Raw genomic sequence first — 21503 nt, forward strand, 5'->3', positions numbered from 1 at the left:
TTAGCCACGCGGGCGGATGAGCACCCAAGCCGCACACGAGCAACAGTCACTATCGAAGGAGCACCACAATGACAACCAGGAGGCTCGGGTTCTTCACCCGGCTGCTCGATGAGGCGAGCGCGGGGGAGCGCTACCGGCTCGCGACGGAGCAGATCCAGACGGCCGAGCGCGCCGGATTCGACACGGCCTGGGTGGCGCAGCACCACTTCCACGAGAAGGAGGGTGGGCTGCCCGCCCCGCTGGTCTTCCTCAGCCATGTGGCCGCGCTCACCGAGCGCATTAGGCTCGGCACCGGCATCATCACCCTGCCGCTGGAGAACGCGGTTCGGGTCGCCGAAGACGCCGCGGTGCTCGACCTGCTGTCCGGTGGCCGCCTCGAGGTCGGTGTCGGTTCAGGCGGCACCCCGTCGTCGTTTGCAGCCTTCGGGCACGAGAGCAGTGATCGCGGACGCATCTTCGCCGAGCACCTGCAGGTTCTCCGCGAGGCCTGGTCTGGCCTGCCACTCGGTGACGACGACAACCGTCTGTATCCGGCAGCGCCCGCTCTGCTTGAACGTGTCTGGCAGGCGACCTTTTCCGCCGGCGGTGGCACGCGCGCCGGCGCGGCAGGCGATGGACTCATGCTCTCCCGCACCCAGCCACGGCCGACGGATGCCCCGCGCGCCTCACTCGCGGAACTCCAGCAACCGATCATCGACGCTTACCACGACGCGCTCCTGCCCGGGGCCCAGCCGCGAATCATGGCGTCGCGCACCCTGTTCGTGGCCGACGACCGAGACGAGGCCCGCCGGTACGCCGAGGTCGGACTCCGACGTGCGGCGGCGAATTTCCGCGCCGCGGGGCAGGTCATCCCCGGCGACTCACTCGACGACCTCATTGCGGGTCTCGACACGCACGTCGGCACGGTTGACGAGGTCATCGAGTCGCTGGCCGCCGACCCCGTGCTCGATCGTGTGAGCGATGTCGTCTTCCAGGTGCACTCCGTCGACCCACCGCACGAACTCGTGCTGCGCTCGATCGAGCTCATCGCGAGTGAGGTCGCCCCCGCCCTCGGAATCGGAGCCAGCCTCGCTGACCGCACTCCGGCATCCGTCGCCTGACCCACGCCTCGTCACAACCACCCACCGAAGGAATTCACTATGACTGCTACTCCAGACATCATCGATCTTCTGGCCGGCATCGAACCGGGCTCTCCTGTCGATGCCATCAGACACGAGCGCCCGGAGACGCGCGCCCAGGCGCAGGCCAGTTTCGACGCGCTGTTCACGCCCGCGTATCCCGGCACCGTGTCGGAACAGGAGCGGTACGCCGTCGCGACCTTCGTCTCTGGTCTCCATGCTGACACCGTCAGTCGCGCCTTTTATGAGCACGGCCTCCGCGCCGTTGACGGCAGCACCGGTGTCGCCGCCGCTGTGCTCACCGAACTCGATCTCGGGTATGCGGTCGGGCCGTTTGGGCACTATCCGTCGCCCCGTCTCGCCGACGAGAATACCGACGGGCCCCGCTATCGCGTTGCGGGGGCTCACCGCGACATCCTCGGCTCGCGCCTGGCCGCAGCACTCGAGCACGCTCACCTGCTGGTGTTCCGCCCGCGGGAGGCGAGCCGAGAGGCCCTGCAGACGCTGCTCGATGCCGGCTGGTCGACAACGGATGTCGTGACCCTGTCACAGCTCGTTGCGTTCCTCAGTTTCCAGTTGCGTGTGGTGTCCGGGCTGCGGCTGCTCGGTGTTGATTTGAACGCTGCTGTCGACAAGCCGACCACCGCATCCGTCGACACCACCGCATCCGTCAGCACGTTGAGAGGACTCTGATGACCGACACGACCATTTCCCGCGACCACCTGCCCGGCCCCGAGGTTTTCACCCAGGCAGAACTCGGCTGGGTGCCATGGCTCGAGCCGCTTGCCGAGGACGACCTGTCCGAACGGCACTGGACCGGTCTCGTTGACGCGTCGCGCGCGAAGTCCGCGTACTTCGCGCTGTTGGCACGCGACCCAGACATCCTCGGTGCACGCACACGCACAGACAAAGACATCTTCTACAACACCAGGTCCGGCCTTCCGCGGGCCGAACGCGAACTCGCAGCGGCAGCGACGAGTCGCACCAACGGGTGCATCTTCTGTGCCTCTGTTCACTCGCGGTTCGCAACCCATCACTCCAAGCGCGGTGACGATGTGCAACGACTGCTCGACGAAGGCACGGATTCCGCCCAGGACTTGCGCTGGGCTGCCATCATCGACGCAGCCGTGGCGCTCACCGCCACCCCGCCCGCGTTGACGCCGGCACACATCCACGCCCTGCGCTCCGAGGGGCTCGACGACCTCTCGATCGCCGATGTCATCCATGGTGCGGCCTTCTTCAACTGGGCGAACCGGCTGATGCTGAGCCTCGGCGAGCCGGAGGTTCCCGCCGCCGGCTGACGGCTACTGCCCGTGGCACGTCTCTCTCAAGCGGGCCCGTGCAATTGTGCGTGCCAGCGGTTCGGGTGTCCCGGTTGCCGTCCACCGTGCAGAAGGCGTTCTCGACCGACAGTCTCCGCCTTGAGGCGGAGGCCGAATTCACCACGGTTTTCTAGACTCTGTGAATACGTACGAAGAGGCCCGGACTGAGAGGGAGTTATTCATGCAGAGTGACCTGGCGGCAAAAATCTTTGGCGACAAAGAGGATCCGCGGCGTCGATTAGAAAGCATATTTGGTGGAGCCTCAACGTCGGCGGGTCCACCAGCAGCGGCACGCGAATGGGCGAGGAACGTCCTCCACGACGAAGCGGTGGATCCAACGGAGTCTCCTGCGGCAGCGATCAAGTGTTTGCGCGGCGCACAACCACGGCTCACGCTACGAGCAGCATCGTATTTGGCCAACGACGCGACTCAGCGGTAGCTCAGCTCGTTCAGGAGCCGGCTTTTGGGACTGTGCCAGAACGTTCGAACTCGGCAACGAGCATGATGGTGGCTAGCGTGGGAACGTGAGAGTGTACCGACGCCCAGTGTTCCCAGTGGAGATCTTCCGAGATGAGCAGGGCGATCCGATCGAATACGGCAACCGATGGGGAGGAGAGTCTCCGCCCGAAGACACCTATTCCCGAGTTAGTAATCTGCAGCGTTTCGCGCTTCTGCACGCCGTCGCCGGCGCACTCATCGAATGGTTGCAGAACGCCTTCGACGTGACCGTCGAGGAGACTCCGAGCGCCGCTTTCGATCTTCTCCGCGTGCCAGATGAAGTAGTTCGCGCAGTACGAGTCGTGCCCCGCGAGTCGACAATGGCCCCGCTGACATTCGTCCTCACGCCGTTCCCGGGCGTATATCTTCACGCTGGCTCACTCCACGACTTCCATTTCCCCGTGTGCGGCTGCGATGCCTGCGATGACGATGTCACTAGCCTGGCGGAAGAACTCGAATCGACCGTGCGCACCGTCGTGTCCGGCGGCTATTCTGAGCGATTCGATCCTTGGCCTGAACGCTGGATCGAGTTCCAGATCGATGAGCCGGGTGTCGGGATGCGACGTGGACGCAGCCGCACCGAGGACCTCCCCGACGAGCGGGTAGAGGCGGCGCGAACCTCGTTACCCCCTGCCGGAGAGTGGTTGCCTTGGCAATCGCTTCCGCCTGGCGAGGCCGACGCTGTCAACTAATCGGCCGAGCCCGCTGTCGCGGCGAGGTCCCCGCTATCTGACGTGACCGCGTTACACAGTTGGACTGGTTCCAGCATCCTCGGCGTGTCCTTCGTCACTCACGTGACCGCCTACTGGTTCTTCGGCGATTCCCGCAGAACGCGGGCAAGGGCGTCGTGGAGTGCAGTGAGTTCGGTGGCGCTGAGGGCACCGAAGAGTGTATCTGCGACACCTCGCGTATGTTGCTGCGCGTGTTGAAGGCCGATGATGCCTTCCTCGGTGAGTGAGAGCAGCGAACTGCGTCGGTCCTGGGTCGAGCGGGTCCGAGACACGAATCCGAGTTGTTCGAGATCGTCGATCACGCGAACCATGCCGGTCTTGTCTATGTGGAGCTGGTGAACAAGATCGCGGTGGGTACGAATACCATCGCGGATGGAGAACATTGTTGTGACGTGGCGAGCGGTCAAGTTCATGGCGGAACTACCTGGCGCATTTTCGGTACACCGAGAAGTAGCCACCGCTGCGGCGGTTGCTGTCTTGCTCGGAGTCATCGCAGCAATACTCTGCGCGCGACTCCGACGCGACGCGAGATGGCCGATCATTGCGACGATCGGCCTGTTGGCGCTCATGTCACTGCAAGCCTTCGCCGGATTCCGCTCACTGACCGCCCTGCACGTGCCGCTCGGCGTGTTCACGATCACGCTGGCCATTGCTTTCGCGGCCTGGACTTGGGTCCGCAGTCCACAACCGGCCGCAGGGTAGCCAGATCTGAACGAAGCCTAGCGCACACGCGCGGGCGCTGTTTGCGAAGTGGTGGCCCTATGCCAGGGCTTCGGTGATCTCGCGTTTGGAAAAGCTTGCGGTGGGCATCTGTCAAGGAGACTGCCTAATGTACGGTGACGCTCTACGAGAATTCGCTGAGGCCAGAGCGCCTGGCCGAACAGGGACACAACGCCGTCCACCCGGCCCACGTCGCGGTGTTTGCGACCCTGGACCCGGACGGTACTCGTGTCTCCACGCGCGCCGGTCGAGCGGGGATCAGTCGCCAGGCGATGAGCGCACTCGTTCGCGCCCTCGAGGCGTCCGGCTACGTCACCACTGAGACCGACCCGGCTGACCAGCGCGCCACCCTCGTGCGACTCGACCGACTCGGCGCCGAGTTCTGTCGCGCAGCAGTTGTGGCATCCGCCGAGTTCAATACCGAGGTCGAACGCAAACTCGGCAAAGCGGACACCGACCGCATCCGTTCAGCACTGCGCACTCTCATCGAGTAGCGGGGGCAGGCGAGCGATATGGTCAGTGAATGACCGACCGCGACGCCACCCCAACTCCAGCAGGGGCTCTCATCCGCACCGGACTGGTCGGCTTCGGCCTCGCCGGCCGTGTCTTCCACGCGCCGTTCCTGGCGACCAACCCCGAGTTTTCCCTCGACCTGATCGTCACAGCGAATCCCGAGCGCGCTGCGGAGGCGAGCCGACTGCATCCGGATGCCCGGGTCGCCCTGAGCGCAGACGAACTGTTCGCCGCGTCAGAGACCCTCGATCTCGTCGTCATCGCCTCGCCGCCCGCCACCCACGTCGAGCTCGCCAACGCGGCGCTCGACGCCGGCCTCGCCGTCGTGGTCGACAAGCCGTTCGCGCCGACGGCCGCAGAGGGCACGGCCCTCGTCGAGAAGTCCGAGCGGCTCGGGCTTGCGTTGACGGTGTTTCAGAATCGGCGCTGGGACGGCGATTTCCTCACGGTGCGCTCCCTCCTGGCCGACGGAACGCTCGGCGACGTGCACCGCTTCGAATCGCGCTTCGAGTTTTGGCGACCCCTGGACGCGAACGCGGTGCAGAAGAAGCGCTGGAAGGCTGAGGCGACCGTCGCCCAAGGAGGCGGCATCCTCTACGACCTCGGCGCGCACCTGATCGACCAGGCGATCGTGCTGTTCGGCCCCGTCGATGACGTGTACGCCCAGGTCACCACACGAGGCGAGGGCAGCGCCGCAGACAACGACTCCTTCGTCGCGCTGCGCCACGCATCCGGCGTCACCTCGCATCTCTCGATGAACGGGCTCGCCGCGCAGGCCGGGCCGCGCTTCCACGTGCTCGGGTCACAATCCGCCTACACGACCTGGGGGCTCGACGGCCAGGAGAAGGCACTGAAGTCCGGCGCGCTTCCTACCGACCCGGGCTTCGGCGAAACTCCCGAAGCAGAGTGGGGCAAAGCCGGCATCGACGGGTCCCTGGTCGCCATGCCTACCGAGCGCGGACGGTATGACCAGTTCTACGCGGGCCTGGCGGATGCCCTGATTCGCGGCGCATCCGTGCCCGTTGACCCGCGCGACGCGGTGCGCGTTATCGATCTGATCGAAAAGATCCACGCGAGCTCGTAGAACCAGGATGTGCCGTACCTAAGACGCCTCAGACGCCAGCGTCGGATAGATAGGGCATTCGCCCCATGCACGCACCCCTCCTTAGAAACCACGATGGAAACATCGCACAGGGCCAAGGAGGACACCATGCAGTACTACACCGAATACGAACTCACCACGAGCCGCAAACTGGCAGAGCCGCTTCTGAACCGCGAACTCGAGCGTCGTCGCGTGGCTGCAGAACGGCGAGAAGAGACCGACGGTCGCCCGGCATCGCGCGGTGCGTTTGCGCGACTTGTTGCGTGGGCAACGGGGGAGAGTCGCCCCAGTGCGGCGCGGACAGAAAAGACCACAACGGGTCCGTGCCCGCAGCTGGGCGAGGCGCGCTGATCGCCGATCCCGCGCCCACCCTGCACCCCGCGTTCACGATCACCACAACGGATGCAGGGGCTCGCACATGACAACGGCCGCAGGCGAGGCGCGAGCCGGCCATCGGAGCGCGCCAACAGCAGTCAGTGGCTCGTGGCACGATGAAGGAATGACATCGTCAGTATCGAGCCCCGCCATGATCGGTCGGGAGAACGACCTGGTCAACCTGCGCGCAGCCTTGGCAGACAGCCTGACCGGCGTTCCTCGGGGGATTGTCATCGCCGGCGAAGCCGGCATCGGCAAGACCCGACTTCTGGACGAGTTCCGTAAGGAAGCCACCGACCGAGTGCTCCCGCTCGTTGGTCAGTGCGTCGATCTCGGCACGGTCGGAGCCCCATACGCCCCCATCATGAACGTGCTCCGCGACCTGATCGCGGCGAGGGGGGTCGCGGCCGTCCTCGATGCAGCGGGGCCGGGACAAGAGGCGCTGGCGGCACTCCTGCCCGAGCTGCGTACAACAACCGGCGAAATGCGCCAGCCTGAGCTCGGTATCAACCGAATCCATGAGGTTGTCGCCGTGCTTCTGGAGAAGTTCTCTCGCGAGACGCCGTTGCTGGTCATCATCGAAGACCTGCACTGGGCAGACGGCGCGACGCGCAACCTCCTTCGGTTCCTGCTGAAGGTGCTCGTCAGCGGCCGCATCCTGATTCTGCTCAGCTATCGCAGCGACGACGTGCCCCGCGGTCATCCGTTGCGCGGCTTCCTCAGCGAACTCGAACGTGGCCGCCGCATCGACCGCTGGGAGCTGCGGCGCCTCAGCCGAAGCCAGGTGCGGAAGCAGGCAAAAGCGATCCTGGGCTGGGCGCCCGACGCCATCGCCCTGGAGAGTGTCTTCGAACGCAGCGAAGGAGTGCCGTTCTTCGTTGAAGAGCTGCTCGGGCTCGACGACAGCGGTGACAGCAGTTCTCTTCCGCAGACCCTGAGCGAATTGCTGCTCGCTCGCTACGAACGGCTGAGCGAACCGACCCAGCACCTCCTGCGCCTCATTTCCGCGGGCGGGGTACGGGTGAAGCACGATCTGCTCTCAAGCGTCTTCGACGGAGAGCCCGGAGCCCTCGACGACGGTGCGCGCGAGGCCGTGCAGGCCAATGTGCTGGTGGCAGACGAGAACAGTTACGCGTTCCGGCATGCGCTGGTGCGCGAAGCCATCCACGCCGATCTCCTGCCGGGGGAGCGCACTCGGTTTCACACCCGCTTTGCCGAAGCGCTCGAGGCTACCTCCGGCGAACGGCCCGTCGCCGCCTGGACGTCGTACCACTGGAGCGAGGCGCACGACGTCGCTAAGGCATTTCCTGCATCTCTGGACGCCATGGTCGAGGCGAAGCGGTCGTACGCATACAGCACCGCGGCCCAAATGGGCGAGCGAGCGCTCGGGCTCTGGGACGCGGTGACGGATGCTGAAGCCATCGCCGGTCGACCGAAAACTGACCTCCTCGGCCAGACCGCCTCCGCGTTGCGGAACGCCGGGGAAGGTGAGCGATCCCTGGCGATGGTGAACGTGGCGCTGGATGAATGTCCACGCGAAGATTGGGCACGCTATGCCCGGCTCCTGCGCGACAAGGCCTTCTACCTGGCCTACAGCGGTGTGCCGGGCTCCGACGAGATCCTCACGGAGGCCCTCGACCTGGTTCCGGAGGGCGCAGCAGGCGAGCTTCGGGCGACGATCATCATCGGTCTGGCTGGCCGGTACATGCTGGAAGCACGGCTTGACGAAGCGGTCGAACTCGCGAACACCGGCTTCGCCGAAGCGCAGCGGGCCGGGTCGTCCGCCCAGTCATCGGTCGCGTCGAATATTATGGGCGTGAGCAAGGTGCAGATCGGGCGCATCGACGAGGGACTGGCGGACCTGGAGCGCGCACGCATCCTCGCTGGCGACAATAGGACTGCACTGCTGCGATACCGGGTGAATGCATCCGACGTGCTCTATCTGCTCGGCCGTTTCGAGGAAGCCATGGAGCTTGCCAAGCAGGGACTGGATCGCGCCCGCGAACTCGGCGTCGAACGGAGCTCAGGAGTGATCCTCGCGTCGAATGCCGTCGACCCACTCTTCGACCTTGGCGACTGGGATCGCGCCGACGCCCTGATCAAACGCAGCCTTGACCTCGATCCGCCGATCGCGTTCACGCAGTACCTGCAACGAGCGCGCATGCGATCGACGCTCTGGCGCGGTAATGTCGATGCCGCGGCAGAGCAATACCGCTCGCAGCGGTCAGCCATGAGCAGGCTGGCCGGCATGGAGGAACAGAGCAGCCTCGGCGTGGCACGGGTCGCCGGCGAGATCGCCCTGGCGCAGAATGATCCCGTCACAGCATGGGAGCGGGTGTCGGTCGTGATCGCGCAAGGCCGTCGGCCGCTGCCGGCGTATGATCTTTCGCTCATCGCGGTGGCGGGGCGTGTCGTCGCCGCCAGAAGAGCGACGTCTCTCCGGTCAGGGGCCGACTCGGAGTTCGATGCCGACAGTGCAGAAGCACAGTTGCGGACGCTGCTCGAGCGGGAATCGTTCTGGCCCACCTTCTCGGTGTTGAAGGCGTTGTTCGAGGCCGAGGTCGGAGGTGACTCCGGCCTCGGTACAGACGTCGACGCCTGGAACAGCGCGGTGCAGGCAACCGGGGACGCCCGAGTTCCCGCGCACCTCTTCCCTTACGCCCTCGCGCGACTCGGCGAGGCCCAGGTCGCCGCCGGCGACAAAGTCTCCGCGCAGGAGAGTCTCGTCCACGCGGCCGGTCGCGCGGCCGAACTTGGTGCCGGTCTGATCATCGCGTCTGTGCGGGATGTTGCCGCACGCGCCGGGATCGTCCTGGACGGTGACGCACCGTCACGGCGCAAGCCATCGGATTCGCCCGAGCTCACGGCTCGCGAGCGGCAGGTGCTTGAGCTGCTGGGCCAGGGCCTGAGCAACCGCCAGATCGGAGAACGGCTGTTCATCAGTGCGAAGACCGCGAGTGTGCACGTCTCCGCCATCCTGCGAAAGCTCGGTGCCTCAAGCCGAACGGAGGCCGTGTTCCTCGCCAGGTCCCCGGTGTAGGAGACTCCTCGAAGGGGCACGGGATGATCGTCATCTATGCCCCGGCGCTGCGATTCATTCCTTGTCGGTAGTCTCGAGTGGGTCTCCGAGTCCGCGTTGGGTGTCACGCAGCAATCCACGCAGTTCGTCGATGACTTCGCGCTGGTCCTGGTCTGAGACGAGGTTGTGGAGCTCCCAGGGATCGTCTCTGATCGAGAAGAACTGGGAGTAGCCGATTTTCGGGTATTCGATGAGCTTGTGCCTCTGAGTTCGTATCGAACGCTGCACATCTTTATAGGCAGCGTAGACCGACTCCGAAGTCGGCGATTCGCCCAGAATGACATCCTTCAACGGCGGGAAGTCGACATGGCCCGGGATGGGAATTCCGGCGAGGTCGCAGATCGTTGGGAAGATGCTTCCGGAGTACACCAGCGCATCGGTCGTTGCAACAGGAACACCGGGCCCGGCCAGCACGAGCGGAACGCGCACGCTGTGGTCGTAGAGATTCTGCTTTCCCATCAGCCCGTGCTCACCGAGCGCCAGCCCATGGTCACCCGAGAAGACGACAAGGGTGTTCTCTTCGGCGCCAATCCGTTCGAGAGCATCGAGGAGTCTGCCGATCTGTCGGTCCGCATGCGTGAGGATGGCAAAGTACTCACGGCGATGGAGTCGCACCGAGTCCGGAGTGCGGGGGTAGGGGGCGAGGATCTCGTCTCTGACGTCGAGTTCGCCGTTGTCGAACGGATGCCGGCCGAAGGCGTTCGGGGGGACCCGGATGTCGTCATGCGGATACAGGTCGAGGAACTCCGCATCCGATTGGCGCGGGTCATGCGGAGCGTGATACGCGAGATGAAGGAAAAATGGTCTCTCGTGATCGACCTGCTCCAAAAAGCCGATGGCCGCATCGGTCCATCGTTCAGATGAGTGTTCGGTGCCACCGTCCTCGCTTGGCAGCCAATGCCCGCCGCGGGTCCTGTCCCTAGGATCCCAGGCGTCGGCGTCGGCGTCGGCGTCGGCGTCGGCGTCGGCGTCGGCGTCAGTGGCAGTGGCGATTTCCGAAGGACGATGGTACGCGGCTCCGCCTATTTCCGTCGAGTGCAGCATGTTCGGTCCCCAGGGACCGACCTCGTTGTAGTCGTTCTCCAGGGCCTCGACCTCGTTGTGCCACTTGCCGGTGAAGAACGTCGCATAGCCGTTTTCGCCCATCACCGTGCCGAGATGGGGCACATCCATGAAGTGTTCCCGCGCGTTGAACAACGTCAGTCCGGAGAGCAGCATCTGACGTGCAGGCATGCACACCGCTGCCTCCATCGACCCCTGATTGAAGGCGTGGGTGAATGTCGTACCCCTGGTGCGCAGGCGATCCAGTGACGGGGTGTGACACTGGCTGCTGGTCAGTGCCCAGTGCGTCATGTCGTCCATGAAGATCAGGACGACGTTGGGCTGGCCGCGCTCTGCGGAGGGCGTTGTCATCGGTGAGGTGCTTTCTGATGAACGGTTCATTTGACGGACCCCCCGGCGAGGTTTCCGACAAGTCGCCGTTGAAGGATGAGGAAGATGATGAGTGTGGGCACCGTCGCAACGACCCCCGCCGCCATCACCACGTCCCACTGGGTGGTGAACTCTCCGAAGAGACCCGCCATTGCAACGGGCAGTGTGCGTTTGTCCGGACTGGTCAGTAGCACCGATGCGAGAAGATACTCCTCCCAGGCGAGCGTGAACGCATAGATCCATGACGCGACCAATCCTGGCCACGCCACGGGCAGGATGATCCGGAAGATCAGGCGGAGCGTGCCCGCGCCATCGATCTCGGCGGCTTCGTCGAGACTGGCCGGAATGCTGTCGATGTATCCAAGGAGCATGTAGACCGAGAAGGGAAGGGTGATGGCGACGTACGCGATGATGATCCCGAGGTAACTGTCGATCAACGAGAGTTGACCGAAGATGATGTAGAGAGGCGTGACCAGCATCACGAACGGAAACAACTGGCTGAGCACAACGGTGAACAGCAGTGCGTTGCGCCCCCTGAATCGCCGGCGTGAGAAGCCATAGGCGGCGAGGAGTGCGAGCAGCACGGAAATCGTGGCTGAGATGACGCCCACGATCAGGCTGTTGGCGAAGAACTGTATGAATCCGAAGTCCGCAACCTTGTCGAAGGCCTCGAAGGTGATCTCCGTCGGTAACGCCAGGCCGTTCCCCATCTCATCGGCCGGCCGTACCGAGATGACGAACATCCACGCAACGGGAGCGACGAAGAGCATCAGGGCGGCGAAGATGGCGAGGATGGCGATCGTGCCGCGGACTGTTCCGGCTCGATTGCCCTTCCTCCGGGCGCGCGCCACGACAAATCGTAAATCTGTGCGACTCATGAATCTTCTCCTCTTCGCTGGTATACCCGCACGAAATAGACGACGGCGAAGATCGCCATCACGAGTGTTGCGAGCAGCGACAGGGCGGACGCGCGACCCACGTCATAGTCCACGAACGCCTCCCGGTAGATCGCGGTTCCGAGCACCTCGGTGAAGGTTCCTGGCCCGCCTTTGGTGGAGAGCCAGACGTAGATGAAGTTGTTGAATGTCCAGATGGTGGTGAGCAGGGCGATCACGGCGATCGACGACCTCAGGTTCGGCAGGGTGATGTGCCAGAGGCGCTTCCACCATCCGGCGCCATCGATCTCGGCCGCTTCATACTGTTCGGGCGAGATCGTCTGCAATCCGGCGAGGATCGTCAGCACGACGAGCGGAAGTTCGCGCCAGACCACGATCGTCTGGATGCCGAGCCACACGGTCGAAACCTGCTGGAGAAACGGAATGCCAGCTTCGACGATTCCGGTGCCGACGAGAATTTCGTTGATCGCCCCATCGCGTGGGTCGAGCAGGAACTTCCAGAGCACGATAGCGACGACCGGAGGCACTGCCCAGGGAACCACGACGAGAGACCGCGCGAGCCATCGCAGTTTCACGCTCCCGAGGATCACCGCATTCACCATCAGCGCCAGCCCGAGACCAAGGACGATCCGCGCTGCCACGGTTACGACAGTCAGCCAGAATGCGCTGTTGCCGAAGATCGCGTAAGTCGACTGGTCCTGCAGCAAGTCAACAAAGTTGTCCAGCCCGACCCAGGTTCCACCCGTCCCACCGGCCTGGAACAGTGTCACCTCCTGCAGAGCGAGCACGCCGTTGTAGATCACAGGTCCGATGAAGAAGAAGACGATGATCGCGACGGTCGGCCCGATCAGCCAGATCGTGTCGCGTCGGCGTCGCGGCCTTCGGCGAGCGAGGCCGTCCGATCGGGACCCCCTCTGGAGAGGGTGTCCCGATGGACGGGATTGAAGCCTCGTCATTCTCCAGCAAGTCCTTCGAGCGCCTCGCGATACGACACGCTCGCTTGATTCGGATCCATCTGGCCGGAGAAGACACTTCCCGTCGTCTGGGCGGTCAACCCCCAGTACTCGGAAGTCGCCGACGGCGAGTCGATGTAGACGCTGTAGGTGCGGGCAGTGGGCAGTTCTGCTTGATATCCGGCGAGGTGGTCACCGAAGTCGATTGCCTCGACGAGGGAGACCTGAGCCGGGAATTGGCCCGTGTAGTCTTCCTCGAACACCTCCTGACTGCTCATGAACTTCACGAACTCCCAGGCTGCCTCCGGATTCTGTGTGTTCGGGTTCACCGTGAGCGATCGTCCGCCGAGATGTGTCGTTGGTTCGCCTTCTGACCCCGTCGGGACCGACCCGGTCACGAGCGCGTCGTTCGACGCGAGCGCGACCTTGAAGTTCGCGGGCGCCATGAAGGCGATTGCGCAGGAACCGTCGGCCAGGGCGGAGTTGATTGCAGGATCCCCGGAGTTGTCGATCGAGATCATGTTCGCGGGAGATGTTCCGCTCACGAAGAAGTCGTTCAGATAGCTGAAGGCAGCCGCGATCTCGGAGTCGGTTGCTCCTACGGTGAACTCACCGTCGGACTCTTCGATGAGTGGCGTGCCGTTTGACCACATGTAGTAGTTCAACAGGTGCCACACGTCTGAAGTCGGGGCGCTGCTTGCGGCGAAACAAAATCCAGCACGGTCGGGAGTGGTGAGATCGGCGGCGAGCCCAGCGAAATCCTCCCAGTCGGCGGGAAGCTCGTCAACTCCCGCCTCGGCGAGAACGTCGGGGCTGTATGCGAGTGCATACGTGTCCACAGTCCACGGGATTCCATAGGTGGAACCGTCCAACTGGTTGATGTCCAGGCCGAGGAAGTCATCAAGTCCGTCGCCAGGTGGGTTGTCTGCTATCTGCTCATCAAGATTCATGACGAGGCCGGCTTCAGCGAGGTCTCGCACCCAAGTGAACGCCGTCTGGCTCACATCCGGTCCTGACTTGCCGTTGACCTCGCGAGTGTATTGCGCCAGTGCGTCAGCGACGGCGACCGTTTCGATACGTGCCTTGACCTCGTGGTTCTCGTTCCACTTTTCCACTGCCTGTTCAAGGCCACTGATTTCAGATGGTGGGTCGAAGGACCGGAAGACGATCTCGCCGCCGTCTCCTCCCGATGACTGGCCGCAGCCGGTGAGCAGAAGGGGTGCAGTGACAATCAGGACGACTGAGCTGAGCAAGCGACGGTGCTGTTTCATAATGCTCTCCATTTGAATGGTATCGATAACAGGGCTGGCGCAAGATTACAGAGAAACTCCGATGGGGTCAACAGCGAATCAGGCCGGTTTTCCGGAACCGCGAACGATCAGACGCATCTTGAGCTCAAGTCGTTGCAGTGGCAGCGCTGGATTCTCCAGGCGATCGAGCAGCATTTCCGCCCCGCGCCTGCCCATGAGCTGTGGATCTTGCGCCACAACGGTGATCGGCGGGTCGAAGACATCGGCAAGCTCGATGTCGTCGATTCCTGCGAGACCGTGACCGGCGAGGCCGGAACCCAAGGCGTGCAGCACGCCGGTTGTCATCCGCCCGTTGAGCCCGAAAAATGCGGTTGGAGGGTTGTCGTGGTCGAGGAGCGAGAGCGTCGCCTGGCGCGCGCCTTCTACCGTGGGGCCTGCGTAACGGATGAGCGATTCATCGACAACAATACCCGCTTCATCGTGCGCCATGCGAAACCCACGCAAGCGGTCAGCGCGCGTATCGACAAAGGGTTCCGGAAGCGTCGGCAGGGGGGAATCTCCGAAGTCGAGAAGACCGATGCGAGTGTGGCCGACCTCCAGCAGGTGAGAGACTCCGAGCCTGGCACCGTGCGCGTTGTCTACGAGAACGGCATCCGTTCCCGCGATTCCGGCCGTGCGGGCGATCAGTACAACTGGCTGGCCGTCGACCACCAGGTTGTGCTCTTCAGGGGACGGGTAGAGCAATAGTCCGTCTGCGCTTCGAGCAAGGAGCGACGTGACGGTATCTGTTTGATTGTGCCCGGCTCTGGGCGCGCTCGTCACGACCAGAAGGGCGCCACGAGAAGAAGCGACGTCTTGCGCTGCACTCATGACCTGTGAGAAGAACGGGTCGTCGAGGCGGTCGACCATCAGGGCAATGGTGGTGAGGATGCGGCCCTGGCGCAGGTTGCTTGCGGCCTTGTTCATGCGGAAGCCGGTCGCTTCAATTGCGCTGCGCACCCGGGACGCGGCCTCCGCAGACGTCGACTGTTTGCCGCTCAACACGCGTGACACCGTCATTGCGCTGACACCTGCGAGCTTGGCAACATCGTGAACGGTGACGCGTCGTTGCTCCGTTCCCTGCATAACGGTAACGATAACACCCCCCCGAACCCCGGAGCGCGTGAGGATGAAAGCCGAATCTGGGGTTCGAGCTACTAACCGGTGACGACCAGGGGCGCGGACTCGTCGGCTGTCCACTCGTTCAGGGAACCGTCGTAGATCGCCACGTCGGTGTGACCCGCGGCAGCCAGCGCAAGCGCCCCGGAGGCAGCCGCAATCCCGCCGCCGCAGTACGTCACGATCCGATTCCCGGATGCCGTCGCCGGCGCGATCTGCTCGGCCAGTGCGTCACCGTGCAGGAAAGCATTGGTCTCGCGATCTACCAGGCGTCCGGCCGGAACGTTCACGCTGCCGGGAATGTGACCCCTGCGGGAACGAGCGCCCGCTTCTCCGGAGAACTCGGCGCGGGGGAGTGAACAGACCAGCACCGCATCCGTTTCTCCCGACACGACGCTCTCGACGAACTGCTTGTCGACCCACAGCTCCGGCCGTTCCGTCGCGCTGAATGCCTCCACGACACGTGGTTCGACGTGGCCGGTGTCGGTCGGGCGATCCTCTGCCTTCCACTTGGCCAGTCCGCCGTCAAGCACAGCGACGCCGTCGTAGCCGAATGACCGGAACAACCACCAGATGCGGGCGGCCCACTGACCGACAGACCCGTCGTAGACGACAACGGTTGTGGTATTGCCAATGCCGACGGATGTCGCAGCGAGTTCGAACAACTCGGTGCTCGGCCTCGCGAAGCCGAAGCTTCCTGACGGGTCGGAGAACACCTCGAGGATGTCGGCGAAGACGGCCCCGGGAACGTGGCCGCCGATGAGGTATTCGTCGTGACCGCTCAGCCAGCGCGAACCGGCGCCCTGCGCCTTCACGGGCAGTACCGTGGCATCGAGAACGACGAGGTCGTCTGTGCCGAGGTGATCGGCGAGCCACTGGGTCGAGACGAGGGGCGAGGTCAGCACGGTAGCGGTCATGTCGCCACGCTAGCCGGGGCATCCGTCGCCCGCACGCCCGGGCGCAACAGGGAGTAACGCACTCAGAGCTTGGTGTTCCAGTCGAGATTGATGACCTGGTTGATGTAGATGTCTTCGCCGAGCCCTGGCACCGACGGGTTCATGTGCAGAAACTGCTGCACCGGCACGTCGAATCGCTGCGCGATATCAAAGAATGTGTCTCCGGACACAACGGTGTACGTCAGCAGATTACCGTCGCCGTCTGCGGTCGCGGCTCCCTCTGCACCCGGACCGGCACCGAGATCGACGGCCGGACCCGGCTCGACCACAGGAGCCGGGGCATTCGGTACGACCTCACCGACCGGGGGATTGGGAACCAGCGGTGGTTCTTCGACCGGTGGCGCAGGTGGCGGGGGCGTCGGTGTCGGCGTCGGGGTGGGTGTCTTCGTGGGTGTGGGAGCGACGGTGACCGTTTCGGTCACCACCGGCGTTGGTGCACCGGCGCATCCCGCAAGACCGAAGACGAGAACGGATGCCGCAGCGAGGACGAGTCCCCGGCGGAGCGAACGGTGTGGGCGCAAAATGACGTGTAAAGCGATGATCATCCCCCGGGAGGTCTTCGGCGGCTCGTTGTGCGGCACCGGTCACGCCAGCATATTGGGCTGGGCGTAGAAAATCAGCACTCCACGACGTTCACGGCGAGACCGCCCTCGCTGGTCTCCTTGTACTTCGTCATCATGTCGAGTCCGGTCTGGCGCATCGTCTCGATGACGGTGTCGAGTGACACCAGGTGCGTGCCGTCGCCGTGCAACGCCAGTCGGGCGGCAGAAACGGCGGTCGACGACGCGATCGCGTTCCGCTCGATGCAGGGGACCTGAACCAGGCCGCCGACCGGGTCACACGTCAAGCCGAGGTGATGCTCCATGGCGATCTCGGCGGCGTTCTCCACCTGGCGCGGTGTGCCGCCGAGAACGGCGCACAGGGCACCGGATGCCATCGCACAGGCAGAACCCACCTCCGCCTGACAGCCGCCCTCCGCACCCGAGATCGAAGCGTTCGCCTTGACCAGGGAACCGATTGCAACAGCAGTCAACAGGTAACGACGGATGCCGGCGGCGTCGGCCCCCGGAACAAAACGCAGATAGTAGTGGCCGACAGCAGGGATGATCCCCGCGGCGCCGTTCGTGGGTGCGGTGACGACGCGCCCGCCCGAGGCGTTCTCCTCGTTGACGGCGAGGGCGAAGGCGTGCAGCCACTCTGTCGACGTGTCGCGTTCCCGCTGCGGCTGTCGCTCGTACTCCTCGAGCTGGTGGCGGATGGCTGCGGCTCGCCGCGTGACTCCGAGGCCGCCAGGCAGGATGCCGTCGGCATTCAGTCCGGCCTCGACGCAGACGTGCATGGCGTTCCAGATGGCGTCGAGTCCGGCGTCGAGTCCGACCTGGCCGTGGATCGCCTCTTCATTGGCCCTGGCCACGTCATCGATGCCGATGCCCTGCTCGTCGCACAGGGCAAGCAGTTCGACGCTCGAGGAATAGGCGAGCGGCTGCGGTACGGCAGACACTGGCCTGACGGGGTCGCCGTCGCGGCGAATGAATCCCCCACCGATCGAATAGTAGGTCTCCTCAGAAAGCGGCAGGGCATCCGTCGACCACGCGGTCAGCGTCAGCGCATTCGGGTGGCCGGGCAGTCTCGTTCGAGGTTCGAAGCCCACGTCATCTTTGCCCACCGGGATGGGATGAGTGCCGGCAAGGTTCAGCGTGTCGCCCTCTTCGAGATGCGACCATGCCGAGCGCACATCCTGGGGGTTGCAGGTCTCCGGTCGCAATCCGGCCAGTCCGGCAAGCACGGCATCAGGCGTTCCGTGGCCGAGGCCGGTGGCGCCGAGTGAACCGTAGAGGGTGCAGGTGATCCGGCGAACGTCGGCCAGCCTGCCCCCCGCCACGAGGCGGTCGGCGAAGTCACGTGCGGCCCGCATTGGACCGACCGTGTGGGAGCTGGATGGCCCGATCCCGATGGAGAACAGGTCGAGGGCTGAGACGTACGCAGTCACCCCTCAATCGTACGTGCGGGCGCGCGCAGGTTTCTTGTGACGACGGGGGACAAGCAGTGTCAGAACGGTGTAAGCCGCAGGTAAGCGGCGTGTAAGCGCACGGTTGAACGATTGAGCCATGACAACAATCATGAATTCAGACTGGGCCGTCGAAGCCCACGGCCTCGTCAAGACATTTGGCGACAACCGCGCGGTCGACGGCATCGACCTCTCCGTGCGCACCGGCGTACACAACTGCTGGGATTTTCACTATTCGAAGCGAAAAGTGCCTGGTCCACGCCGTCTCCCTGGCTGGACGAAAATTACAGCTGTTATGAACACGATGGTGACGTTCTCGCCAGGTGGAGCGCTCGGTTCGCCCGGAATCAGGCGGACGCCGTGAAGCGGGTGGCCTGGCGGCGCAGGTACTCCAGCACCTCGGCTGACCCATCGACCGAATAGTCGACGTCGTCGGGGATCCAAAGCAGGGCGATCGCGAGGTTTGTCAGGCGATCGCTGGTGAGCGGCCAGATCGAGCGTTGAGTGGTGCCCGTAGCGGGCGCGGCATAGGCGTCGCGCGCCCACCAGCCCAACGCCTGCTGCAGGTCGGCGATCGGCAGGTCTATGGTCACCGTTGCGGTGTACGTCGTCTCTCGCCAGCTGACCGATTTCGCCACCAACGCTGCGGCGCCGGCGGCATCAAGATCGCGGCTCGGAAACAGCACCCTGGTCTGCGCCAGCCCGCTGATGCGGTCGAGGCGGAACGTGCGCCAGTCGTCTCGATCCCGGTCCCACGCAACGAGATACCAGCGTCGCCCTTGCGGAACGAGCATGTGCGGTTCGGTGCTTCGCGTGGATTCGGCACCCCTGGCATCCGTGTAGGCGAACCGGATGCGTTCGCTGTCCCGACAGCTGAGCGCCAACTGCGCGAGCAGCTCAGCATCAACGCCGGGGCCCTGGCCGGGAATGATCGCGGCGTGCGACTGCAGTGCCTCGATACGACGGCGGAGCGCGGCAGGAAGCACTTGCTCGATCTTGGCGAGGGCACTCAGCGTGGTGTGTTCAGAGTCACGGATGCCTGCCGCGGCCTGCGACCGCAATCCCACCGCGATCGCGACTCCCTCGTCGTCGGTGAGAAGCAGCGGCGGTATGCCGGTGCCCGCTTCGAGCCGATACCCGCCGACGGCGCCCCGTGTCGCTTCGACCCCGTAGCCGAGTTCCCTGAGCCTCTCGATGTCGCGCCGGAGCGTGCGTTCGCTGACATCAAGGCGACCGGCGAGCTCGCGACAGGGCCAGTGCCGATGCGTCTGCAGCAGTGACAGCAGATCGAGGGTGCGGGAGGTGGTGTCGGACATAGGGCCATTATTCCGGCCATTGCGGACAGATATTGTCCGCTTACTGACGAACTTTTCGAGAGGGACTGGACACAAATGCTATTTCCTATAGGATCTTTCCAGGGTGTCATTCAGCAGCGGCACCCCTCATCTCACCAGTGCAATGGAGCAGCCATGCCGACTGAACAGAAGTCCTATACGGCCGAAACCTGGCCGATCGCCACCTGCCTACACGGGTTCTCCCCGGTCGATCGAACCGGCGTCGCGATGCACGACGCTCCGGCGGAGGTGTGGGACGACATGTTCGCCCAGGTCGCCGACGCCGGCTTCACCCTCGCGGAACTGGCCGACAGCCACGTTCGGCCGGCCGACCTCGAGGCGTCCAGGCGCGATGAATTCCTCTCCATCGCGAAGGCGCACGGCGTGGGGGTTCCCTCCGTGCACCTCCAGCGCCAGAGCGTGATCATGCCGGGCCACGAGGAGAAGAACCTCGCATACGCCCACCGCACGATCGACGCGGCCGCTGAATGGGGCATGGAGGTCTTCTCCACCGGCCTGCACCAGCCGTTCAGCGACGCGCAGAAGCAGGCGTTGTGGTTCTGGACTGCCCAGGGCCCCACAGACCCGGACGACCCGGACGTCTGGGATGCCGCAGTCAAGCGAATCCGTGAACTTGGCGAACACGCCGCCTCCGTCGGGCTGCCGCTGGCGCTCGAACTCTATGAAGACACCTACCTCGGCACCGCAGACAGTGCGGTGCGGTTCGTCGAAGCCGTCGGACTCGACAACGTCGGCCTCAACCCCGACGTGGCCAACCTCATCCGTCTGCACCGACCCGTCGAAGACTGGCGCGAGCTGTTCGCGACGACCCTGCCGTACGCCAACTACATGCACGTGAAGAACTACACGCGGGACGAAGCGGGCGACGGAAGCTGGGCGACGTCGGTTCCGTCCAGCATGGAGTCTGGGCTGATCAACTACCGCCAGGTGTTCCGCGATGCCGTCGAACTCGGCTTCAACGGCATCATACTGGCCGAGCACTACGGCGGCGACAGCCTCGGCATGTGCGCCACCAACCAGAAGTACATCCGCACGCTGCTTCCCAAGGCTTAGGAGATCATCATGACAACTCGTACGATCGCCATCGTCGGCTCTGGATACATGGGTGGCGGCATCGCGCAGGTGCTCGCCCTCTCGGGCGCCACCGTGCGCATCGCCGACATATCAGAAGAGATCGCCCGGTCGAACTATGACCGCCTCATCGAGGAGGCCCGGCAGTTCGTGGCGGACGACCTCTTCCCCGCCGATGCTGTCGAGCGCATCACGGCCAACCTGTCGGTGGCCGCATCGATCGAGGAGGCCGTCGCTGATGCGGACTTCATCGAGGAGGCCGTTCCAGAGAAGATCGAGATCAAGCACGAAACGCTTCGCCGTATCAGTGCAGCGGCTCGCCCAGACGCCATCATCGGGTCGAACACGTCGACGATTCTCATCGGCACGCTCGCCGAGGCGGTCACCGGCCCGGAGCGTTTCCTCGGCGTTCACTTCTCTAACCCCGCCCCGTTCATTCCCGGAGTCGAACTCATCCCGAACGCGAGTACGACGGAGGCCGCAATAGCCGTCGTCGAGGAGATCGTCGCCGAGACCGGGAAGGAAACTGCCCGTGTCAAGGATTCGACCGGGTTCGTGCTCAACCGGCTGCAGTACGCACTGTTCCACGAGGCGACGCAGCTCGTCGAGGAGGGCGTCGCCACACCGGAAGACATCGACACCATCGTTCGCACCACGTTCGGGTTCCGCCTCCCGGTCTTCGGACCGTTCGCGATTGCCGACATGGCCGGGCTCGACGTGTATTCGTTCTGCTACGCATCACTTCAGACCCGCTGGCCCGAACGCTTCGCCACACCGGATTCACTCAAGGAACTCGTCGACGCGGGCAAATTCGGCACCAAGTCCGGTGCCGGCTACCTCGACGTTCCCGCCGAACGAACCGCCGAGCTCATCGCCTACCGCAACAAGGCGTACGTGGCCATCAAGAAGCTGATGGACGAGCTCGGGCCCGCTCCCATCCACTCCTCCAAATGAATCGAATCCAAGT

At 64.3% G+C, this 21503-nt stretch carries 21 protein-coding genes and 1 pseudogene; 12 read left to right on the forward strand and 10 right to left on the reverse strand.

All coding sequences use genetic code 11. The features are described 5' to 3' along the window. The first annotated feature begins 68 nt into the window (after positions 1 to 68). The 4 genes from K323_RS0117540 to K323_RS26990 all read left to right on the forward strand — a co-directional run bounded on the left by K323_RS0117540 (position 69) and on the right by K323_RS26990 (position 3630). On the forward strand, positions 69 to 1100 hold the full coding sequence (locus K323_RS0117540) for a putative FMN-dependent luciferase-like monooxygenase (RefSeq protein ID WP_022886568.1): 1032 nt from the start codon (positions 69 to 71) through the stop codon (positions 1098 to 1100). Positions 1101 to 1139: 39 nt separating this feature from the next. Further along, positions 1140 to 1811: a CMD domain protein gene (locus tag K323_RS26985; protein ID WP_022886569.1), complete on the forward strand. Its 672-nt coding sequence runs from the start codon at positions 1140 to 1142 to the stop codon at positions 1809 to 1811. After that, positions 1811 to 2419, forward strand: coding sequence for an alkylhydroperoxidase domain protein (locus K323_RS0117550; protein WP_022886570.1), 609 nt, complete (start codon positions 1811 to 1813; stop codon positions 2417 to 2419). Before K323_RS26985 ends, K323_RS0117550 begins: the two co-directional genes overlap by 1 nt. A gap of 545 nt (positions 2420 to 2964) precedes the next feature. After that, positions 2965 to 3630, forward strand: a complete 666-nt coding sequence (locus K323_RS26990; RefSeq protein ID WP_157509492.1) for a DUF6226 family protein — start codon at positions 2965 to 2967, stop codon at positions 3628 to 3630. A gap of 110 nt (positions 3631 to 3740) precedes the next feature. Here K323_RS26990 and K323_RS30090 read toward each other — a convergent pair whose 3' ends face one another. Continuing rightward, positions 3741 to 4160, reverse strand: a complete 420-nt coding sequence (locus K323_RS30090) for a MarR family winged helix-turn-helix transcriptional regulator (protein ID WP_342663016.1) — start codon at positions 4158 to 4160, stop codon at positions 3741 to 3743. Between K323_RS30090 and K323_RS30095 the strand changes: the two genes are divergently transcribed. The 5 genes from K323_RS30095 (at position 4042) to K323_RS0117585 (ending at position 9419) form a co-directional block, all read left to right on the forward strand. After that, positions 4042 to 4371, forward strand: coding sequence for a hypothetical protein (locus K323_RS30095; protein ID WP_022886573.1), 330 nt, complete (start codon positions 4042 to 4044; stop codon positions 4369 to 4371). The genes K323_RS30090 and K323_RS30095 overlap by 119 nt on opposite strands. Positions 4372 to 4505: 134 nt before the next feature. Continuing rightward, the gene (locus tag K323_RS27005; protein ID WP_022886574.1) at positions 4506 to 4883 is read left to right on the forward strand and encodes a MarR family winged helix-turn-helix transcriptional regulator; all 378 of its coding nucleotides are present in this window, start codon (positions 4506 to 4508) and stop codon (positions 4881 to 4883) included. Positions 4884 to 4912: 29 nt separating this feature from the next. Beyond that, on the forward strand, positions 4913 to 5986 hold the full coding sequence (locus K323_RS0117575; RefSeq protein ID WP_022886575.1) for a Gfo/Idh/MocA family protein: 1074 nt from the start codon (positions 4913 to 4915) through the stop codon (positions 5984 to 5986). A gap of 93 nt (positions 5987 to 6079) precedes the next feature. Continuing rightward, a complete protein-coding gene (locus K323_RS0117580; protein ID WP_022886576.1) occupies positions 6080 to 6355 on the forward strand; it encodes a hypothetical protein in 276 nt (91 codons plus the stop codon). 148 nt (positions 6356 to 6503) lie between these two features. Beyond that, positions 6504 to 9419 (forward strand): helix-turn-helix transcriptional regulator, encoded by a 2916-nt coding sequence (locus K323_RS0117585; protein WP_033373515.1) that lies wholly within the window; start codon positions 6504 to 6506, stop codon positions 9417 to 9419. Positions 9420 to 9473: 54 nt separating this feature from the next. On the opposite strand, the gene K323_RS27010 is transcribed toward K323_RS0117585, so the two are convergent. The 8 genes from K323_RS27010 to K323_RS0117625 form a co-directional block, all read right to left on the reverse strand. Then, positions 9474 to 10871, reverse strand: coding sequence for a sulfatase-like hydrolase/transferase (locus K323_RS27010; RefSeq protein WP_022886578.1), 1398 nt, complete (start codon positions 10869 to 10871; stop codon positions 9474 to 9476). 26 nt (positions 10872 to 10897) lie between these two features. Beyond that, on the reverse strand, positions 10898 to 11767 hold the full coding sequence (locus K323_RS0117595) for a carbohydrate ABC transporter permease (protein ID WP_084697439.1): 870 nt from the start codon (positions 11765 to 11767) through the stop codon (positions 10898 to 10900). Then, complete coding sequence (locus K323_RS27015; protein ID WP_022886580.1) at positions 11764 to 12741, reverse strand: carbohydrate ABC transporter permease; 978 nt, start codon at positions 12739 to 12741, stop codon at positions 11764 to 11766. Before K323_RS27015 ends, K323_RS0117595 begins: the two co-directional genes overlap by 4 nt. Continuing rightward, a complete protein-coding gene (locus K323_RS27020; RefSeq protein WP_022886581.1) occupies positions 12738 to 14009 on the reverse strand; it encodes an ABC transporter substrate-binding protein in 1272 nt (423 codons plus the stop codon). The genes K323_RS27015 and K323_RS27020 overlap by 4 nt, the downstream gene beginning before the upstream one ends. Before the next feature lie 78 nt (positions 14010 to 14087). Then, positions 14088 to 15113, reverse strand: a complete 1026-nt coding sequence (locus tag K323_RS0117610) for a LacI family DNA-binding transcriptional regulator (protein ID WP_022886582.1) — start codon at positions 15111 to 15113, stop codon at positions 14088 to 14090. A 71-nt stretch (positions 15114 to 15184) separates the two neighbouring features. Beyond that, positions 15185 to 16063: a sulfurtransferase gene (locus tag K323_RS0117615; protein WP_022886583.1), complete on the reverse strand. Its 879-nt coding sequence runs from the start codon at positions 16061 to 16063 to the stop codon at positions 15185 to 15187. Between the two features lie 62 nt (positions 16064 to 16125). After that, positions 16126 to 16683, reverse strand: a complete 558-nt coding sequence (locus K323_RS0117620) for a LysM peptidoglycan-binding domain-containing protein (protein WP_169515680.1) — start codon at positions 16681 to 16683, stop codon at positions 16126 to 16128. 35 nt (positions 16684 to 16718) lie between these two features. Next, on the reverse strand, positions 16719 to 18092 hold the full coding sequence (locus K323_RS0117625; RefSeq protein ID WP_022886585.1) for an L-serine ammonia-lyase: 1374 nt from the start codon (positions 18090 to 18092) through the stop codon (positions 16719 to 16721). Between the two features lie 130 nt (positions 18093 to 18222). Between K323_RS0117625 and K323_RS30280 the strand changes: the two are divergent. After that, positions 18223 to 18318 (forward strand): annotated as a pseudogene (locus K323_RS30280) (ABC transporter ATP-binding protein); the annotation flags it as partial. 139 nt (positions 18319 to 18457) lie between these two features. On the opposite strand, the gene K323_RS0117635 reads toward K323_RS30280, so the two are convergent. Further along, on the reverse strand, positions 18458 to 19426 hold the full coding sequence (locus K323_RS0117635) for a helix-turn-helix transcriptional regulator (protein ID WP_022886587.1): 969 nt from the start codon (positions 19424 to 19426) through the stop codon (positions 18458 to 18460). A 153-nt stretch (positions 19427 to 19579) separates the two neighbouring features. Between K323_RS0117635 and K323_RS0117640 the strand changes: the two genes are divergently transcribed. Both K323_RS0117640 and K323_RS0117645 read left to right on the forward strand, forming a co-directional pair. Beyond that, on the forward strand, positions 19580 to 20518 hold the full coding sequence (locus K323_RS0117640; RefSeq protein WP_022886588.1) for a sugar phosphate isomerase/epimerase family protein: 939 nt from the start codon (positions 19580 to 19582) through the stop codon (positions 20516 to 20518). Between the two features lie 9 nt (positions 20519 to 20527). Beyond that, complete coding sequence (locus K323_RS0117645; protein WP_022886589.1) at positions 20528 to 21490, forward strand: 3-hydroxyacyl-CoA dehydrogenase family protein; 963 nt, start codon at positions 20528 to 20530, stop codon at positions 21488 to 21490. Positions 21491 to 21503: the final 13 nt, after the last annotated feature.

This window comes from Glaciibacter superstes DSM 21135 (genome assembly GCF_000421145.1).
Lineage (GTDB): Bacteria > Actinomycetota > Actinomycetes > Actinomycetales > Microbacteriaceae > Cryobacterium > Cryobacterium superstes.

Bases quoted from the DNA above. Each gene is read 5' to 3' on its own strand.
- K323_RS27020 (WP_022886581.1), bottom strand. From the start codon at position 14,009: ATGAAACAGCACCGTCGCTTGCTCAGCTCAGTCGTCCTGATTGTCACT.
- K323_RS0117645 (WP_022886589.1), top strand. From the start codon at position 20,528: ATGACAACTCGTACGATCGCCATCGTCGGCTCTGGATACATGGGTGGC.
- K323_RS0117580 (WP_022886576.1), top strand. From the start codon at position 6,080: ATGGAAACATCGCACAGGGCCAAGGAGGACACCATGCAGTACTACACC.
- K323_RS26985 (WP_022886569.1), top strand. From the start codon at position 1,140: ATGACTGCTACTCCAGACATCATCGATCTTCTGGCCGGCATCGAACCG.
- K323_RS0117595 (WP_084697439.1), bottom strand. From the start codon at position 11,767: ATGAGTCGCACAGATTTACGATTTGTCGTGGCGCGCGCCCGGAGGAAG.
- K323_RS0117550 (WP_022886570.1), top strand. From the start codon at position 1,811: ATGACCGACACGACCATTTCCCGCGACCACCTGCCCGGCCCCGAGGTT.
- K323_RS30095 (WP_022886573.1), top strand. From the start codon at position 4,042: ATGGAGAACATTGTTGTGACGTGGCGAGCGGTCAAGTTCATGGCGGAA.
- K323_RS27010 (WP_022886578.1), bottom strand. From the start codon at position 10,871: ATGACAACGCCCTCCGCAGAGCGCGGCCAGCCCAACGTCGTCCTGATC.
- K323_RS0117635 (WP_022886587.1), bottom strand. From the start codon at position 19,426: ATGTCCGACACCACCTCCCGCACCCTCGATCTGCTGTCACTGCTGCAG.
- K323_RS0117540 (WP_022886568.1), top strand. From the start codon at position 69: ATGACAACCAGGAGGCTCGGGTTCTTCACCCGGCTGCTCGATGAGGCG.
- K323_RS0117585 (WP_033373515.1), top strand. From the start codon at position 6,504: ATGACATCGTCAGTATCGAGCCCCGCCATGATCGGTCGGGAGAACGAC.
- K323_RS0117615 (WP_022886583.1), bottom strand. From the start codon at position 16,063: ATGACCGCTACCGTGCTGACCTCGCCCCTCGTCTCGACCCAGTGGCTC.
- K323_RS27015 (WP_022886580.1), bottom strand. From the start codon at position 12,741: ATGACGAGGCTTCAATCCCGTCCATCGGGACACCCTCTCCAGAGGGGG.
- K323_RS0117640 (WP_022886588.1), top strand. From the start codon at position 19,580: ATGCCGACTGAACAGAAGTCCTATACGGCCGAAACCTGGCCGATCGCC.
- K323_RS30090 (WP_342663016.1), bottom strand. From the start codon at position 4,160: ATGACTCCGAGCAAGACAGCAACCGCCGCAGCGGTGGCTACTTCTCGG.
- K323_RS0117575 (WP_022886575.1), top strand. From the start codon at position 4,913: ATGACCGACCGCGACGCCACCCCAACTCCAGCAGGGGCTCTCATCCGC.
- K323_RS0117610 (WP_022886582.1), bottom strand. From the start codon at position 15,113: ATGCAGGGAACGGAGCAACGACGCGTCACCGTTCACGATGTTGCCAAG.